19 protein-coding genes are annotated in these 16,445 nt (G+C 66.6%); 9 read left to right on the plus strand and 10 right to left on the minus strand.

From position 1 onward, the window contains the following. Positions 1-59: 59 nt before the first annotated feature. Genes sdhA through sdhC form a run of 3 tightly spaced genes read right to left on the minus strand, consistent with a single transcriptional unit; the run spans position 60 to position 2,655 of the window. Positions 60-1,847 (minus strand): succinate dehydrogenase flavoprotein subunit, encoded by a 1,788-nt coding sequence (gene sdhA / locus IEX50_RS03685; protein ID WP_157175604.1) that lies wholly within the window; start codon positions 1,845-1,847, stop codon positions 60-62. A gap of 2 nt (positions 1,848-1,849) precedes the next feature. Beyond that, the gene (sdhD, locus tag IEX50_RS03690) at positions 1,850-2,230 is read right to left on the minus strand and encodes a succinate dehydrogenase, hydrophobic membrane anchor protein (protein ID WP_157175603.1); all 381 of its coding nucleotides are present in this window, start codon (positions 2,228-2,230) and stop codon (positions 1,850-1,852) included. Beyond that, positions 2,230-2,655, minus strand: a complete 426-nt coding sequence (sdhC, locus tag IEX50_RS03695) for a succinate dehydrogenase, cytochrome b556 subunit (protein ID WP_157175602.1) — start codon at positions 2,653-2,655, stop codon at positions 2,230-2,232. Before sdhC ends, sdhD begins: the two co-directional genes overlap by 1 nt. 340 nt (positions 2,656-2,995) lie before the next feature. Between sdhC and IEX50_RS03700 the strand changes: the two genes are divergently transcribed. From IEX50_RS03700 to argC, 4 genes are all read left to right on the plus strand, one after another. Further along, complete coding sequence (locus IEX50_RS03700) at positions 2,996-4,420, plus strand: leucyl aminopeptidase family protein (RefSeq protein WP_157175601.1); 1,425 nt, start codon at positions 2,996-2,998, stop codon at positions 4,418-4,420. A 96-nt stretch (positions 4,421-4,516) separates the two neighbouring features. Beyond that, the gene (locus IEX50_RS03705; RefSeq protein ID WP_157175600.1) at positions 4,517-4,846 is read left to right on the plus strand and encodes a MarR family transcriptional regulator; all 330 of its coding nucleotides are present in this window, start codon (positions 4,517-4,519) and stop codon (positions 4,844-4,846) included. Then, the gene (locus IEX50_RS03710; protein WP_229673624.1) at positions 4,782-5,711 is read left to right on the plus strand and encodes a C40 family peptidase; all 930 of its coding nucleotides are present in this window, start codon (positions 4,782-4,784) and stop codon (positions 5,709-5,711) included. Before IEX50_RS03705 ends, IEX50_RS03710 begins: the two co-directional genes overlap by 65 nt. Then, the gene (argC, locus tag IEX50_RS03715) at positions 5,708-6,649 is read left to right on the plus strand and encodes an N-acetyl-gamma-glutamyl-phosphate reductase (protein WP_157175598.1); all 942 of its coding nucleotides are present in this window, start codon (positions 5,708-5,710) and stop codon (positions 6,647-6,649) included. Before IEX50_RS03710 ends, argC begins: the two co-directional genes overlap by 4 nt. 47 nt (positions 6,650-6,696) lie before the next feature. On the opposite strand, the gene mltG is transcribed toward argC, so the two are convergent. The 5 genes from mltG to fabD all read right to left on the minus strand — a co-directional run bounded on the left by mltG (position 6,697) and on the right by fabD (position 11,136). Beyond that, positions 6,697-7,692, minus strand: a complete 996-nt coding sequence (gene mltG, locus IEX50_RS03720; protein WP_157175597.1) for an endolytic transglycosylase MltG — start codon at positions 7,690-7,692, stop codon at positions 6,697-6,699. 22 nt (positions 7,693-7,714) lie between these two features. Next, positions 7,715-8,977 carry a beta-ketoacyl-ACP synthase II gene (fabF, locus tag IEX50_RS03725; RefSeq protein ID WP_157175596.1) on the minus strand — a complete coding sequence of 421 codons (1,263 nt, stop codon included), beginning with the start codon at positions 8,975-8,977 and terminating at the stop codon, positions 7,715-7,717. A gap of 119 nt (positions 8,978-9,096) precedes the next feature. Then, positions 9,097-9,333, minus strand: a complete 237-nt coding sequence (locus tag IEX50_RS03730; protein WP_157175595.1) for an acyl carrier protein — start codon at positions 9,331-9,333, stop codon at positions 9,097-9,099. Positions 9,334-9,414: 81 nt separating this feature from the next. Next, positions 9,415-10,158 (minus strand): 3-oxoacyl-[acyl-carrier-protein] reductase, encoded by a 744-nt coding sequence (gene fabG / locus IEX50_RS03735; RefSeq protein WP_157175594.1) that lies wholly within the window; start codon positions 10,156-10,158, stop codon positions 9,415-9,417. A gap of 42 nt (positions 10,159-10,200) precedes the next feature. Beyond that, complete coding sequence (gene fabD / locus IEX50_RS03740) at positions 10,201-11,136, minus strand: ACP S-malonyltransferase (RefSeq protein WP_157175593.1); 936 nt, start codon at positions 11,134-11,136, stop codon at positions 10,201-10,203. A gap of 209 nt (positions 11,137-11,345) precedes the next feature. Here fabD and rpsF point away from each other — a divergent pair, with 209 nt between their 5' ends. The 4 genes from rpsF to IEX50_RS03760 all read left to right on the plus strand — a co-directional run bounded on the left by rpsF (position 11,346) and on the right by IEX50_RS03760 (position 13,470). After that, the gene (rpsF, locus tag IEX50_RS03745; RefSeq protein WP_157175592.1) at positions 11,346-11,807 is read left to right on the plus strand and encodes a 30S ribosomal protein S6; all 462 of its coding nucleotides are present in this window, start codon (positions 11,346-11,348) and stop codon (positions 11,805-11,807) included. A 15-nt stretch (positions 11,808-11,822) separates the two neighbouring features. Beyond that, positions 11,823-12,047, plus strand: a complete 225-nt coding sequence (gene rpsR / locus IEX50_RS03750) for a 30S ribosomal protein S18 (protein WP_025292255.1) — start codon at positions 11,823-11,825, stop codon at positions 12,045-12,047. A 12-nt stretch (positions 12,048-12,059) separates the two neighbouring features. Continuing rightward, on the plus strand, positions 12,060-12,659 hold the full coding sequence (gene rplI / locus IEX50_RS03755; protein WP_157175591.1) for a 50S ribosomal protein L9: 600 nt from the start codon (positions 12,060-12,062) through the stop codon (positions 12,657-12,659). 250 nt (positions 12,660-12,909) lie between these two features. Continuing rightward, complete coding sequence (locus tag IEX50_RS03760; protein WP_157175590.1) at positions 12,910-13,470, plus strand: hypothetical protein; 561 nt, start codon at positions 12,910-12,912, stop codon at positions 13,468-13,470. A 73-nt stretch (positions 13,471-13,543) separates the two neighbouring features. Here IEX50_RS03760 and folE read toward each other — a convergent pair whose 3' ends face one another. Then, positions 13,544-14,155 carry a GTP cyclohydrolase I FolE gene (gene folE, locus IEX50_RS03765; RefSeq protein ID WP_157175589.1) on the minus strand — a complete coding sequence of 204 codons (612 nt, stop codon included), beginning with the start codon at positions 14,153-14,155 and terminating at the stop codon, positions 13,544-13,546. Positions 14,156-14,247: 92 nt separating this feature from the next. Further along, on the minus strand, positions 14,248-15,489 hold the full coding sequence (locus IEX50_RS03770) for a tetratricopeptide repeat protein (protein WP_157175588.1): 1,242 nt from the start codon (positions 15,487-15,489) through the stop codon (positions 14,248-14,250). 185 nt (positions 15,490-15,674) lie between these two features. On the opposite strand from IEX50_RS03770, the gene yaaA reads away from it, so the two are divergent. Beyond that, on the plus strand, positions 15,675-16,436 hold the full coding sequence (gene yaaA / locus IEX50_RS03775; RefSeq protein WP_157175587.1) for a peroxide stress protein YaaA: 762 nt from the start codon (positions 15,675-15,677) through the stop codon (positions 16,434-16,436). The last annotated feature ends 9 nt before the right edge of the window (positions 16,437-16,445 follow it).

Consider the following 16,445-nt stretch of genomic DNA (forward strand, 5'->3'; position numbering starts at 1 on the left):
CCTTCCCAGTCCCGCCAAACGAAGAAGCCCGAACCATCCGGTCCGGGCCTCCCGTCCAATCAGTAAACCCGTGCCTTGGGCTTGATATATTCGATGTCATCGGTGAGCGTGTAGTCGTGCACCGGGCGATAATCGAGCGTGACATGACCCTTGTCGAACCAGCTGATCGTGTGCTTCATCCACTCGTCGTCATGCCGCTCGGGATAATCCTCGTGCATGTGCGCGCCGCGGCTTTCGTGGCGGTTCGCGGCGCTGTGCACCGTCACCACCGCCTGCGGCAGCATGTTGTCGAGCTCCAGCGTCTCGATCAGGTCGGTGTTCCAGATCAGCGAACGATCCACCACGCCGACATCGGTCAGCCGCGCCTGCACGCGATCGATCTTCTCGATGCCCTCGTTCAGCAAGTTCGTGTCGCGGAACACCGCGGCATGCGCCTGCATCGTCTTCTGCATGTCGAGCCGGATCGCCGCCGTCGTCTCGGCACCGCTCGAGTTGCGGAACCGGTCGAGCCGGGTCAGCGCGAAATCGTCCATTTCCTTCGACACCGGCTTGTGCGGCGCACCCGGCTTCGTGATCTCGTTGATCCGGTGGCCGGTCGCACGACCGAACACGACCAGATCGATCAGCGAGTTCGACCCCAGCCGGTTCGCACCATGGACTGAAACGCACGCTGCCTCGCCGACCGCGAACAGCCCCGGCACGACCGAGTCCGGGTTGCCGTCCTTCAACGTCACGACTTCGCCGTGATAGTTACAAGGAATGCCACCCATGTTGTAGTGCACCGTCGGCGTCACCGGCAGCGGCTGACGCGTCAGGTCGACGCCCGCGAACACCTTGCCGGTCTCGCTGATGCCGGGCAGGCGTTCGGCCAGTACCGCCGGATCGATGTGATCCAGATGCAGGTAGATGTGGTCCTTGTCCTTGCCGACGCCGCGACCCTCGCGGATCTCCATCGCCATCGACCGCGACACGACATCGCGCGACGCCAGGTCCTTCGCGGACGGGGCATAGCGCTCCATGAACCGCTCGCCTTCGGAGTTGGTCAGGTAGCCACCCTCGCCGCGCGCACCTTCGGTGATCAGCACGCCCGCGCCGTAGATCCCGGTCGGGTGGAACTGCACGAACTCCATATCCTGCAACGGCAGGCCGGCGCGCAGCACCATCCCGCCGCCGTCGCCGGTGCAGGTATGCGCCGACGTCGCCGAGAAGTAGCAGCGCCCGTAGCCGCCGGTCGCCAGCACGACCGAATGGGCGCGGAACCGATGGATCGTGCCGTCTTCCATGCACATCGCGATCACGCCGCGGCACTCGCCGTCTTCCATGATCAGGTCGAGCGCGAAATATTCGATGTAGAAGTCCGCGTCGTACTTCAGGCTCTGCTGGTACAGCGAATGCAGCATCGCGTGGCCGGTGCGGTCCGCGGCGGCGCAGGTGCGCTGTGCGGGCGGGCCTTCGCCCATGTTCTGCATCATGCCGCCGAACGGGCGCTGGTAGATCTTGCCTTCGGTCGTGCGGCTGAACGGCACGCCGGCATGTTCCAGCTCGTACACTGCGGCCGGGGCCTCGCGGCACAGATATTCGATCGCGTCCTGATCGCCCAGCCAGTCCGAACCCTTGACGGTGTCGTACATGTGCCAGGTCCAGTGATCCGGACCCATGTTGCCGAGCGAGGCGGCGATCCCGCCCTGCGCCGCGACCGTGTGGCTGCGCGTCGGAAACACCTTCGTGATGCAGGCCGTTTTGAGGCCCGATTCAGCGATCCCCATCGTTGCGCGCAGGCCGGAGCCTCCGGCCCCCACCACAACGGCGTCATAGACGTGATCGATGATCTTGTAGGCCTCAGCCATGGTCAGGCGGCTCCGAAAGCGATCTTGAGGATCGAGAAGACAGCGATCGCCGCAAGTGCGATCGTATAGAAGTTAAGTAGGACGATCGCGACGAAGCGCGAGCCCTCATGCTGATAATCTTCGATCACCGTCTGCAATCCGAGACGAAAATGATAGAAGACCGATCCGACGAGCAGCAACATCATCACCGCGTTGAACGGCGACTGCAGCCACGTCACGACCGATGCATGGTCAAGCGACGGCAGCCGGAACAGCGACACGACGAACCACACCATCGTCACGATGTTGCCGCCCGCGGTCAGCCGCTGCCGCCACCAGTGCATCGCACCGTGGTGCGCCGATCCGAGCCCGCGGACGCGGCCGATATTGGTTCCGGTCCCCATTAGTTCCTCCAGGCCCAGATCCAGAGGATCAGGGTAAGCAGCGTCGATGCGACCATCGTCAGCCGCGCGAATGTCCGGTTGGTCTTCAGCTCGTAACCCGCGCCCAGATCGAGCACGAGGTGACGGATACCCGTCGCCATATGCTGGAAGAACGCCCAGGTCAGACCGACCGCCGCGACCTTCGCCAGCAGCGTCGTGAACATGGCAAGGCCACCCGAGCCCTCGGCGTCGATCACGTAGCGCGAGAAGCTCGCATAGGCATCCGGCCCCGACGCGATGGCGGACAGCCACCAGGTGAACAGCATCGCCCCGCCCGTCGCGAGCGCGACGCCGGTGGCACGATGCAGGATCGAGACCAGCATATGCGGGCCCCACTTCCAGATGGTAAGATGGGGGGAGAGGGGCCGCCCCGGATTGCGCGCCATAGTCCGCCTTCCTGTTGATGCCGGGTCCTTTAACGCAACAGCCGCGCCATGCAAGCGACGCGGAGGTGTTCGCGAGCGACAGACCGTGTGTGAACACCTGCCAATAACAGCCGTTCGCCATCCGTGCCGTGGGCATACGCCCGGAACGTGGGCAACGGAATGCCGTGTCGGTAGGACCTTTTGTCCGGTCCGAAAGCCGGTCCGGAAGGCCGCTATCCACCCGTAATGTCACGAAACGCCTTATGCTCGACGACTTCACACGGACCGGCACCCCCTCCCCGCCGCCGAATTGACCGTCGCCGCCATGGTTTTCCCGAATCGGGATGCCTATGCTTTCGGTATGACAGACTTCGCATCGCTCCTCCTCCCCGACCGCGGACAGCCGGCCCACGGTATCCAGCTGATCCAGCCCGCCCAGCTCGACGACTGGGTCGCCACCCAGCCGGAACGGACCCGCGTCGCCGTCACGACCGCGCAGTTCACCGGCAAACCGGGCTCGGTCGTCATCCTGCCCGGCCACAAGCCCGACGAATGGTCCGTCGTGGCGGGCAGCGACGGCAGCGATGATCCGTGGCAACTCGCCGCGCTGGCCGCGGCACTCCCCGCCGGCCACTACCGTTTCCACGACGACGTCCCCGCCGCCGCGACGCTCGGCTGGCTCCTCGCCCACCACCGCTTCGATCGCTACCGCTCGACCGGTGATCCCATCCCGCAACGCATCCTGCTCACCCGCCGCCCGGCGGAGATCGACGCGATGGTCTCGCTGGCCGCGGCGACCGCGCTCGTCCGCGACCTCGTCGATACCCCCGCGTCCGACATGGGCCCCGCCGACCTCGCCGCGCAGGTCGAACGCGTCGCCGCCCGCTTCCAGGCATCGCTCACCGTGACGCAGGGCGACGACCTCGCCCGCGGCTTCCCGATGGTCGCCGCGGTCGGCCGCGCCGCGGTCCCGGCCCGCGCGCCGCGCATGATCGAACTGCTCTGGGGCGACCCCACCCACCCGCGCATCGCGATCGTCGGCAAGGGCGTCGTGTTCGACAGCGGCGGGCTGAACATCAAGCCAACCTCCGGCATGCTGATGATGAAAAAGGACATGGGCGGCGCGGCCCACGCGCTCGCGCTTGCCATGCTGGTGATGGAGGCGCAGCTCCCCGTCCGGCTCCATTTGCTGATCCCTGCGGTCGAAAACGCCATCGCCGGCGACGCCTTCCGCCCCGGCGACGTACTCGCCAGCCGCAAGGGATTGAGCGTCGAGATCGGCAACACCGACGCGGAGGGTCGGCTGGTGCTCGGCGACGCACTGACCCGTGCGGGGGAAGACACGCCCGAACTCATCCTCGACTTCGCCACGCTGACCGGTGCCGCCCGCGTCGCGCTGGGGCCGGACCTGCCCGCGCTGTTCGCCAACAACGACGCGCTGGCCGACGCGCTGATCGCCGCCGGCACCGCGACGGCGGACCCGGTCTGGCGCATGCCGCTCTGGGCCCCCTACAACGACATGCTGAAGTCCGGCATCGCCGACATCAACAATGCCGGCGAAGGCGGTCTCGCCGGTGCAGTCACCGCCGCTCTGTTCCTGCAACGCTTCGTCTCCGCCGATATTCCCTGGGCGCATTTCGACACTTTCGCATGGCGTCCCACCGCCCGCCCCGGTCGTCCGAAAGGCGGCGAGGCGCTGGGTTTGCGCGCTGCATGGCGCTATCTTTTCAATCGCTTCGGCGCCCCGAAAACGAACATGACGGGAACGCAGTCCGATCCGACGTGAAACGATCCGTCCACCTGTGTGTTTTGATGGGACCCGGCCGTCGTGCCCCATGGACAAAGGTGCGGAGAAGTGCCGATTACGTCGCTAGGTACCTGGATGAATACGCTGGTCGGCTACGTCCGATCCGGCAAACCTGACCTGACCAACCGTCAGATGGCCCTGCTGCTGGCGGTCTACCTCACCCCAGGCCCGCATACCGTGCGTGGTCTGGCCCACACTCTGGGCGTCTCGAAACCGGTCGTGACGCGGGCCTTGAACACGCTGGGCACGCTCGGCTATCTGCGACGCGAGCGGGACGAGGCCGACCGGCGCAACGTGTTCGTCGCACGCACCGCTGTGGGGAATGATTTTCTTGAAGGGTTTGACAGTCTTATCCACGATCAGGACCGATCCGATCGCCGACAGCCCGCTGCGGCGCTCTGCTGATCGCTTCCGGCTGACCGGACCTTCGCGGGTTTTCGACCCGCGCATCACCGCCGCCCGCCGCGACATTGCCGACATCGCGCTCGCCGACCGGTTGTTCGCGCCGCACTATGTCCTCCCGCTCCCCCGCATCTGCGGCGGAGCGGCGACGATGCTGCACAAGGCGCCCGACATCGGCGCGCCCGCAGTCTCGCAGTTGCTGCCCGGCGAACCGTTCGCAGTGGTCGACATGGCGGACGACTGGTGCTGGGGCTACTGCGTCGCCGACGACTATGTCGGCTATGTTCCGACCGCCATGCTCGTACCGGTCGGCCCCGCGACGACCCACATCGTGACGGCCCCCGCGACGCTCGTCTTCGCGCATCCCGACATCAAGACGCCGTCGCCGACCGTCCTGCCGATCGGGAGCCAAGTCGCCGGCGTTATCGACGATCAGTTTCTCGCGCTGGCGGACGGCGGCTTCATCCCCGCCGCGCATGTCTCGCCCGCGCCCGCGCATGCAACCGACCCCGTCGCGATCGCCTGCACGCTCGTCGGCATGCCCTATCTCTGGGGCGGACGCGGCGGCGGCGGGATCGATTGCTCCGGCCTCGTCCAGCTGGCGCTCGCGCAATGCGGCATCCCCGCCCCGCGCGACAGCGACCAGCAACAGGTGGCCCTGGGCGAGCCCATCCCCGCGGGGCTCGCACCGGACCGCGGCGACCTCTTCTTCTTCCGTGGCCATGTCGGCATGATGGTCGACGACACCCGCATGGTCCATGCCAACGCGCACTGGATGGCCGTCACGATCGAGCCGCTGGCCGCCGTCGTCGCGCGGCTGTCCGTCGACGGCGCGGACCCGATCCTCTCACGGCGGAGACTGCCATGACCATCCGTGTCTTCATCGACGGTGCCGTCGGCACGACCGGCCTGGAAATCCGCGACCGGCTGATCGACCGGTCCGACATCACGCTGGTGACGCTCCCCGATGCGCTCCGCAAGGATGCCGCCGCCCGCGCCGACGCGCTCAACGCCGCCGACGCCGTTGTCCTCTGCTTGCCCGACGACGCAGCGCGCGATGCCGTCGCGATGGTGCAGAACCCGACGGTCCGGATCGTCGACGCCTCCACCGCACACCGCACGGCCGACCGCTGGACCTACGGGTTCGCCGAACTCGAACCCGGCCGCACCACGGAGCTTGCGAGCGCGAAGCGGATCAGCAACCCCGGCTGCTATCCGACCGGCTTCCTGGCGCTCGTCCGCCCATTGGTCCGCGCCGGGCTCCTCCCTGCCGACCGCACCGTCGCGGTGGCGGCGACGTCGGGCTATTCCGGCGGCGGCAAGGACATGATCGCCGCGTTCGAGGACCCCGCCGCCAAGGGCGCGACCAACACCGGCTACCGGCTCTACGCGCTCGGCCTCGGCCACAAGCATGTCCGCGAAATGCAGCAGCATGGTGGCCTTGCCCGCGCCCCGATCTTCCTGCCTGCCGTCGCGCGCAGCTACCGCGGCATGCTCGTCGAAGTCCCGCTCGCACTCGACGACCTGGCCCCCGGCACCACCGCGGCCCACGTCCGCGACGCCCTCGCCGAGGCCTACGATGGCAGCCGCCTGGTCTCGCTCGCGACCGAGCTCCCCGCCGTTCTCGACATCGAACGCACCGCCCGCACCGACCGGCTGGAACTGTTCGCCTACGACGACCCCGCCGCCGGCCAGATCCGCCTGATCGCCGCGCTCGACAATCTCGGCAAGGGCGCCGCCGGTGCCGCGGTCCAGAACCTCAACCTCGCCTGCGGTCTTCCCGAGACCGAAGGACTGCGCCTATAACGTCGTAGCCCGGTCGCCTACCGCCAAACCCGTTCGAAGCGCGAAACCTACATCTCACCCTTCGCGCGCCGCAGCGCATAATAACGCTGCACGTTGGCGTTATGCTCGGCCAGCGTCCTGGCGAACACATGCCCGCCCTTGCCGGTCGCCACGAAATACAGCGCGTCGGACTTCGCCGGATCGAGCACCGCGGCGATCGAGCCCTTCCCCGGATTGGCGATCGGCCCCGCCGGCAGCCCAGCCATTGCATAGGTGTTGTACCCGTTCACCGCATTCAGTTCGGAACGCCGGATCCGCCGCCCCAGCGGACGGCCACGCGTGATCGGATAGATGACGGTCGGATCGGCCTGCAACTTCATGCCCGTCCGCAACCGGTTGGAATAGACTGCCGCCACTGTCCGCCGTTCCGACGCCAGCGCGGTCTCCTTCTCGACGATCGACGCCAGCGTCACCGTATCCTGCTTCGTCTTCACCACGGTGCCGGGTTTCCGCGTCCGCCACAGTGTATCGACCGTGCGCGTCATCGCGTCCTGCATCCGCTTCAGCACCGCCGCCCGCGTCTCGCCCCGCTCGAAACTATAACTGTCGGGCAGCACCGACCCTTCCGCCGGCACCGGAATATCGCCGGTCAGCAGATCCTTCGCCATCAACCGGTCACGTACCAGCACCGACGGCATCCCCTCCGGGATCGTCACCAGCCGCTGCAACGTCTTGCCCGACTGCAGCATCGCCAGGATGTCGGCCGGACTCGCTCCCGCCTCGACCGCATATTCGCCCGCCTGAATCGGCGTATCGTCGCCGAACAACCGCACCTTGCGCAGGAACCCGGTCGTCGAATCGATCGCGCCCGCCTTTTCCAGGATGCGCGCCGCGGCCGCCAGCGTCGCACCCTCCGGGATCGTCACGTCGGTCGCGGCGGTCAGCGGCCCCGCCGCGCGCCACTCCCGCGTCGTCCACAGCCAGCCGCCACCGATCACCAGTGCCGCGACGACGATCAGCGCGAGCAGCCACCTGCCGACGGGGGTCTTGCGTTTCCGTGCCATGCCGTCGCCCCCCGTCCGTCCGTCAATCGCGGACTGGTACCATCACCAGCGACGCGTTCGTCCCGCCGAAACCGAACGAATTGTTCAACACCGCCCGCACTTCACGCTTCTTCGCGACATGCGGCACGAGGTCGACGCCCTCCGCGCCCTCGGACGGATTGTCGAGGTTCAGCGTCGGCGGAACGATCTGGTCGCGCATCGCCAGGATGCAGAAGATGCTCTCCACCGCGCCTGCGCCGCCGAGCAGATGGCCGATCGCCGACTTCGTCGAACTCATAGAAAGCCCACCGACCGCATCACCGAACAGCCGCTTGACCGCGCTCAGCTCGATCATGTCCGCCATCGTCGATGTGCCGTGCGCGTTGATGTAGTCGATGTCGGACAGCGCCAGACCCGACTTCTTGATCGCCATCTCCATCGAACGATACGCGCCCGACCCCTCGGGCTCCGGCGCCGTGACGTGATAGGCGTCGCCGGACAGCCCGTACCCGACCACTTCGCAGTAGATCTTGGCCCCGCGTGCCTTGGCGCGCTCATATTCCTCAAGCACCACGACGCCCGCGCCCTCGCCCATCACGAAACCGTCGCGATCGCGGTCATAGGGGCGGCTGGCCTGTTCGGGCCGGTCGTTGAAGCTGCTGTTCAACGCGCGCGCCGCGGCGAACCCGGCGATGCCGATCGGGCAGACCGTGCTCTCCGAGCCGCCCGCCAGCATCACGTCCGCATCGTCGAGCGCGATCATCCGCGCGGCATCGCCGATCGAATGCGCACCGGTCGAGCAGGCGGTGACCACCGCATGGTTCGGCCCCATCAGCCCATATTTGATCGAAACCTGACCCGAGATCAGGTTGATCAGGCGGCCATGGACGAAATGCGGCGAAACGCGCTTCGGACCCTTCTCCGCGAGTACGAGCGATTCGCTCTCGATGCCCGGCAGGCCACCGATGCCCGACCCGATCGAACAGCCGGCGCGGAAACGCTCCTGCTCGGTCATCTCGGTCAGGCCGGCATCCTCGAGCGCCTGTCCGGCGGCATCGATACCGTAGATGATGAACGGATCGACCTGACGCTGGACCTTGTGGTCGACCCGCTTGTCGGGATCGAAGCCATAAGGGTGATCCGCGGGCTTCACCTCGCACGCGATCTGGCACTTCTGGTCGGACGCGTCGAACCGCGTGATCCGCGTCGCGCCGGACTTGCCGGCCAGTATATTGGCCCAGACGAGTTCGACCTCGGCACCCAGCGGCGTCACGAGGCCCAATCCGGTTACGACGACGCGACGCATGCCTTGTTCTCCAAACCCATTATCTTTTTGCCAAACGCAAAACGGCCCCCCGGCCCAAAGTCACCCGGGGCGGGAGGCCGTTCGGCGTCATCATCCGGGGCCGTGAAGCCCGCGCAGGATCAGGCCTTGTTGCTGTCGATGTAGGTGATCGCATCCTTGACGGTGCCGATCTTCTCAGCCGCGTCGTCGGGGATCTCGACGCCGAATTCCTCTTCGAACGCCATTACCAGCTCGACGATGTCGAGACTGTCGGCACCCAGATCGTCGATGAAGCTGGCATCCTCGGTCACCTTTTCGGCTTCCACGCCGAGATGCTCGACAACGATCTTCTTCACGCGTTCGGCGGTGTCGCTCATGATCTTATACCTTCCTTACGAACCTTGTGATTTGCACTCGCCCTAACCGCGCCGTGATACGCTTGCAAGCGTCCGGTGGGGTCAGATCATCGCCATGCCGCCATTCACGTGCAACGTCTGCCCCGTGACATAGGCGGCTTCGCGGCTGGCCAGGTAGACGACGGCGGCGGCAATGTCGTCCCCCGCGCCCAGCTTGCCCGCCGGAATCCGGCCGGTCAGCGCCGCCTTCTGCGCCTCCGGCAACGCGTCGGTCATCGCGCTGGAAATGAACCCCGGCGCGACGCAGTTCACGGTGATGTTGCGGCTCGCCAGTTCCTGCGCCAGCGCCTTGGACATACCGACCAGCCCGGCTTTCGACGCGGCATAATTCGCCTGCCCCGGGTTGCCGGTCGTGCCGACGATCGACGTGATCGACACGACGCGGCCGAACCGCTGCTTCATCATCTGCTTGGCCGCCGCACGGATCAGCCGGAACGCGGCCTCCAGATTGACCGACAGGACGGTGCTCCACTCCTCGTCCTTCATCCGCATCGCCAGATTGTCGCGCGTCACCCCGGCATTGTTGACGAGGATGTCGAGCCGCCCGCCCAGCGCCTCCACCGCACGCGGCACCAGTGCGTCGACCGCGGCCGCATCGGACAGGTCGCACGCCACCGCGACATGCCCCTCGCCCGGCAATCCGGCCAGGAACGCATCCAGCTTGGCCACATTGGACCCCGACACCGCCAGCCGCGCGCCCTGCCCCGCCAGCGCCGTCGCGATCGCCGACCCGATCCCGCCGGACGCGCCGGTCACCAATGCGGTCATTCCGGTCAAATCGAACATGATCTCTTCCTTCTCGAATCGCTCGAAACCAGCCCGTCGGGCTTAAAGCGTCGCCGCCAACGCCTCGACGTCCGCCATCGTCACGATGCTCGTCGCCTTGGCTTCGGGGGCGATCCGCTTCACCATCGGGGTCAGCACCTTGCCGCCGAACTCGACGAACTCGGTCACCCCCGCCGCAAACATCGCCGCGACGCTTTCCCTCCACCGCACCGTGCCGGTCACCTGCTCCACCAGCAGCCGCCGGATCGTATCGGCATCCGCCACCGGCGCCGCGGTGACATTGGCATAGACCGGCACCAGCGGCGCGCGCAGCGGCGCGGTCGCCAGCGCCGCCTCCATCGCGTCCGCGGCCGGCGCCATCAGCGCACAGTGGAACGGCGCCGACACCGGCAGCAACAGCGCCCGCTTGGCTCCGCGCGCCCTGGCGATCTCCATCGCACGCTCCACCGCGGCGACATGGCCGGACACGACCACCTGGCCCCCGCCATTGTCGTTCGCCGCCTCGCACACCTCGTCCTCGGCGACTTCCTTCACGATCGCCTGCGCCGTCTCGAAATCGATGCCCAGCAACGCGGCCATCGCGCCGACCCCGACCGGCACCGCCGCCTGCATCGCCTGCCCACGCTGCTTCAGCAGCCGCGCCGTCGTCGCCAGGTCTAAGCCTTCCGCGGCACACAACGCGCTATACTCGCCCAGCGAATGCCCGGCGACATAGTCCGCCTTGTCCGCCAGCCGTACGCCGCCCTCGCGCTCCAGCACGCGCAGCGTCGCGATCGCGTTCGCCATGATCGCCGGTTGCGCATTCTCGGTCAGCGTCAGGTCGCGCTCCGGCCCCTCGGCCATCAATTTGGACAAACGCTGTTCCAGCGCGTCGTCCACCTCTTGCAACGTCTCGCGCGCTGCCGTGCTGGCCGCGGCAAGCGCCACGCCCATGCCGACCGCCTGGCTGCCCTGTCCGGGAAATAGGAATGCACGCACGGGCTCTCTCCACCAAATCCGTTTGGGCTGCGCGTTATGGCCGCGGGGCGATCCGCGCAAGCCGCTTGCTTTCCGCCGCCCTTTCCGCCATTGCCGCCGCTTCGTCAGGCGACGGGCCCGTCCCGCCGCCCCATCGATATTTGAAGAAAGCCGGAGGGGCGTTCGCATGGGGCGGCGTCAGCGATCGGCCAAATGTAAGGACGTGAAGCATGGCTCTGTATGAGCACGTGTTCCTCGCGCGTCAGGATCTGGCTCAAGCCCAGGTCGATGCGCTTGCGGAAACCGCTACCAAAATCGTCGAAGAGGGCAAGGGCCGGGTCGTCAAGACCGAGAGCTGGGGCCTCCGCGGCCTCGCCTATCGCATCCAGAAGAACCGCAAGGCGCATTACGTCATGCTCGAAATCGACGCGCCGACCGGCGTGATCGCCGAGCTGGAGCGTCAGACCGGGATCAACGAGGACATCGTCCGCTACATGACCGTCCGTGTCGACGCGCATGAAGCCGGCCCGTCCGCGATGATGCGTCGCAACGAGCGCAGCGAGCGCGACCGTGGTGGCCGTGGCGGCGACCGTGGTGATCGCGGCGATCGTGGTCCCCGCCAGGACCGCGGCGACCGTCCGGACCGTGGCCCGCGCGAAGATCGTCCCCGCGACGACCGCGACGCGGCCTGAAGGAGCTAGAAACAGATGGCACGCCCATTTTTCCGTCGTCGCAAGAGCTGCCCCTTCTCCGCGAAGGACGCGCCCCGGATCGACTATAAAGACGTCCGGTTGCTGCAGGGCTTCGTGTCCGAACGCGGCAAGATCGTTCCCAGCCGCATCACCGCGGTTTCCGCAAAGAAGCAGCGCGAACTCGCCCAGGCGATCAAGCGTGCCCGTCACATCGGGCTGCTTCCGTACATCGTTAAGTAAGGAGCTGCCGACATGGATGTGATCCTGCTCGAACGTGTTGAAAAGCTGGGCCAGATCGGTGACGTCGTCACCGTGAAGAACGGTTTCGCGCGTAACTTCCTCCTGCCCCGCAAGAAGGCGCTCCGCGCCAACTCGGCGAACAAGAAGGTCTTCGAGGCCAACCGCGCCAACATCGAAGCCGAAAACGCCAAGCGTCGTGACGTCGCCACCGAAGATGCCAAGGGCATCGACGGCAAGACCATCACGCTGATCCGTCAGGCGTCCAACACCGGTCAGCTTTATGGTTCGGTTTCGACCCGCGATCTGGTCGAAGCGTTGGAAACCGACGGCGACAAGGTGACGAAGAACCAGATCGTCCTGAACAAGCCGATCAAGACGATCGGCCTGTCCACGGTCCGCATCGCGCTCCATCCGGAAGTGTCGATCACGATCAAGGTCAACGTCGCCCGTTCGCCGGAAGAAGCCGAACTCCAGGCGCAGGGCGTCGACGTCATGTCGTCGATGTTCGAGCGTGACGAAGCCGGCTTCACCGAGGACTACGACCCGAACGCGGAACCCGGCGAGATCGCTGTGGAAGACGCGCCGGAAGGCGAGACCCCGAACGAAGGCTGAGGCTTTCGATCAGTGGCTACAGAAAAGGCCGTCCGGAGCGATCCGGGCGGCCTTTTCGTGTTCGTCTACGCCCTCGCGGTGCGCCGATGCTGACCGTCCGCGGCGCCTCGAACCGCCCCCCGTACTCCCGACGGCACCCGAATTTTACGCGCCGTTAATGCTAAAGGACTAGCTCTGATGATCGACACGCAGTCTGATGGCGATGTGTTGGCGGGGGACTTCGATGCAGTCCCGCGACTGGGAGCGTGACATGTTTGCCTTCACCCTAGAACCCGATCGGGTTCTGTTGACCGCGACTTTAACGGGCGAATGGTCCTTCGAAACCGTCATGGCGTACGAGCCTCACCTTCGACAGCAGCTGGCCCTGCTCCGGGCATCCGGCCGGCCGCGCCTGTTCATCGTCGATTGCCGGACGGTCGTTCAGAACGACGACGTCGGGGAAGCCCTACGTCTGGCGGTCGCGCGACTGGGCCAGCTCCACCCCGATCGGACCGCCGTCGTGTTCGCCGGGTCGATCGAGAAGAACGGCGCGCGTCGCGTGGGGGATCTGAACGCCCGTATTTTCCCGACCCTGGAACTCGCTCTGGACTGGGTGACCGGCAAGGTCTACGAGGCGCAATCGCCGGCGACGGTTTACGACGAGCCGAGCGACGCGATATCCGAAGGCTTCGCCGTCCGCATCCACGGCCCGGCGGACGTAGATCTCGTCCTCACGCCCGCGGCAGCGCTGGAAACGGCCCGACGCATCAGTGATGCCGCCGTGGGTGCACTGATGGAGAAAGCAAGGACCGAACCCGGCACTGGCGCCTGACCCCGTTGCGTCGACCCCTTTGTGCGGCAGCAAGCGGCCTCGACGCTCGAACGTGCAAGATGAGGGTAAAGAGCTAACAGCCGATCAGCGCCAGCACCTCGCGACGGCTGCGTTCGTCGTCGCGGAACACGCCCATCATCCGGCTCGTCACCATCGTCACGCCCGGCGTCCGCACCCCGCGCGCCGTCATGCAGGCATGGCTCGCCTCAATCACCACCGCGACGCCGTGCGGTTTCAGCGCGTCCCAGATGCAGTCCGCCACCTCTGCGGTCAGCCGTTCCTGGATCTGCAATCGCCGCGCGAAACCGTGCAGCACGCGTGCCAGCTTCGAAATTCCGACGACATGGTCGCGCGGCAGATAGGCGATGTGCGCCTTGCCGATGATCGGCGCCATATGATGTTCGCAATGCGATTGGAACGGAATGTCCTTCAGAAGCACTATCTCGTCGTAACCGCCGACTTCCTCGAATATGCGCGACAGGTGGATCCGCGGATCCTCGCCATAACCCTGACAGTATTCCTTCCACGCGCGCGCCACGCGGGCGGGCGTATCGACCAGCCCTTCGCGCGTCGGATCGTCGCCGGCCCAATGGATCAGCGTGCGGATGGCCTCCTGCACCGTCTCGGGCACCTCGGCTTTCGCGGGCGCCTCGGGTATCGCGGCAGGGTCCCGGTCGTCGGCCATCATGCGTCTCCATTCGGGGCCATCAACCGGCCCAAAAGCAAAAGGGCGGCGAAGCCATCGCCCCGCCGCCCCATCATCTGTCCCGTACCGGATCAGGCCTGCTGGTCGAGCCAGATCGTCCAGTACTGCGCCAGACCCGCGCGCGGACCCGTCGTGACCGCGGCGAACGCCTGCTTTGCCGCATCCTTCTGACCGGCCTTGGCTAAAGCCATGCCGAGGCGTGTGTTCAGGAGCGCCGGATCGACACCGCCCTTGGTCGCCGCGAGCTTGTACATCTCGGCTGCATTGGTGAAATCACCATAACCGAGATATGCATCGCCCAGCGACAGTGCGGTCTTGCCGGTGCCCTTCGGTCCGCGTGCCGTCGTGGCCGCCGCACCGAGCGACGCCTTGTCCGCGGCGACCTTCGGCGAAATGATGCCGTTGATCTCGGCCGCGCTGCCGCCCTTGCTCAGATTGATGACGCCGGCGCGCGTGCCCTCGTCAAGCACGGCCTTCGCCTCGCCCGGGTACCGCAGATAGGTCGCCAGCACATATTCCATGTAATCGCCCTGGCCCTTCATGGCCCCGGCCGCGCGCTGGAACCGCATCAGGTCGAGCTGACCGTCGGCATCCATCGGGTTCAGTTCGCGGTAGGTGACGAGCGCATCACGCCAGTTGCTCGGCGTCGGATAGTCCTTGACCCAGGCACGCGTCAGGGCCGCGGTCTGCTGCGGCATCTTGGCGGTGTAGGCCATGCTGATCCCACGGCCGTACCAGTCGGCCGGAACCTTCGTGCCCGCCGCACGCGACGAATCGATCGCGGTCTGCAACGTCTGCAACGCCTGCGGGGTCTTGTTCTGCTTAGCCTGCGCCTCGACGAGCAGCGCGTAAGCGTTGGGCTCGGTCGTCTTCAGCTCGATTGCCTTGGTCAACATCTGCTCGGCCTTGGCATAGTTGGCGGCCTTGTACGCCGCCTGCCCGCTGGCGAGGTACAGCGTCGGCAGCTGGTCGGCCGGCGCACGGTTGCTGGCGATCAGCCCGTCGATCGCGGCCTGCTGCGTGGCCGGATTATTGTCGAGCTTCGACAGGTCGAGCGTCACCGCGGCGACATAGTAATTCTCTTCGTCGGTCTTCGCCGCGGCCTTGGCCTCGGTCAGCTTGGCGGCACCGGTGGCGGCATCACCCGCCTTGATCGCAGTCTGCGCAGCGGCCAGCGGTTCGCGAACCTCCTTGCTGAGCTTCGGGCCGGCAGGTGCGGCTTCCTTCTTCGCGGCGATCGCGGGCTGGACCATGATGGCCGCTCCGCCGAACGCCAGCGCGACACCCAACGCGGTCGTGGAAAAATGCTTCATCGCCGTACGGCCTCCTTCTGACGGTGCCCGCGGCGCCGTCTTGATCCCGGCATTAGCTAATGCCGCCCCCGCGTGGGCACAAGCCGTCTCCGCCTGCCGTCGTTACGCTACGCTGAACCGAGGCCTTACGCAGGCCGGTTCCGCCCGGCTTGGACGGGCGCCGCACATGCGCTACGCCGCGTCGCATGATCGCCGTTATCTCGCCCGCCAAATCGCTCGACTACGAGTCGCCGTTTCCAGACGTCAAACCGACCGAACCACGGTTCGCGGACGAGGCCGAGACGCTCGCCGCCGCCGCCGCCCGGCTGACCAAGCCCAAGCTGTCGAAGCTGATGCACATCTCCGACACGCTGGCCGCGCTCAACGTCACCCGCTTCCGCGGGTTCATGGATCAGCCCGAACGCCCCGCGATCTACGCGTTCGACGGCGACGTCTATACCGGGTTCGAAGCACGGTCGCTCGAACCCGAGGCGATCGACTATGCGCAGGATCATCTCCGCATCCTGTCCGGCCTCTACGGCCTGCTCCGCCCGCTGGACAAAATCCGCCCCTACCGGCTGGAGATGGGCGTGAAATGGGCACCCGGCCGCGGCAAGACGATCTACGGCCATTGGGGTGCGCGGATCGCGGACCTGCTCGCCAAGGACCTGCATTCGGATGGGTCCGGCATCATCGTGAACCTCGCCAGCCAGGAATATTGGGGCGCGGTCGCCCCCACCCCGCCGGCCGGCGCGCGCATCGTCGCGATCGATTTCCGCGACGACGGCCCCAAGGGCCTCCGCTTCAACAGCTTCGCCGCCAAGCGCGCCCGCGGCATGATGGCGCGCTACATGTGCGAACATCGCATCGCCGATATCGACGGGCTGAAGTCGTTCGACAGCGACGGCTACGAATTCACTCAGGATGGCTCCGACGACGCGACGCTCCGCTTCGTCCGCGCCCGCTGACCGTCCGGC

The organism is Sphingomonas prati, assembly GCF_014643515.1.
Classification (GTDB): Bacteria; Pseudomonadota; Alphaproteobacteria; order Sphingomonadales; family Sphingomonadaceae; genus Sphingomonas_R; species Sphingomonas_R prati.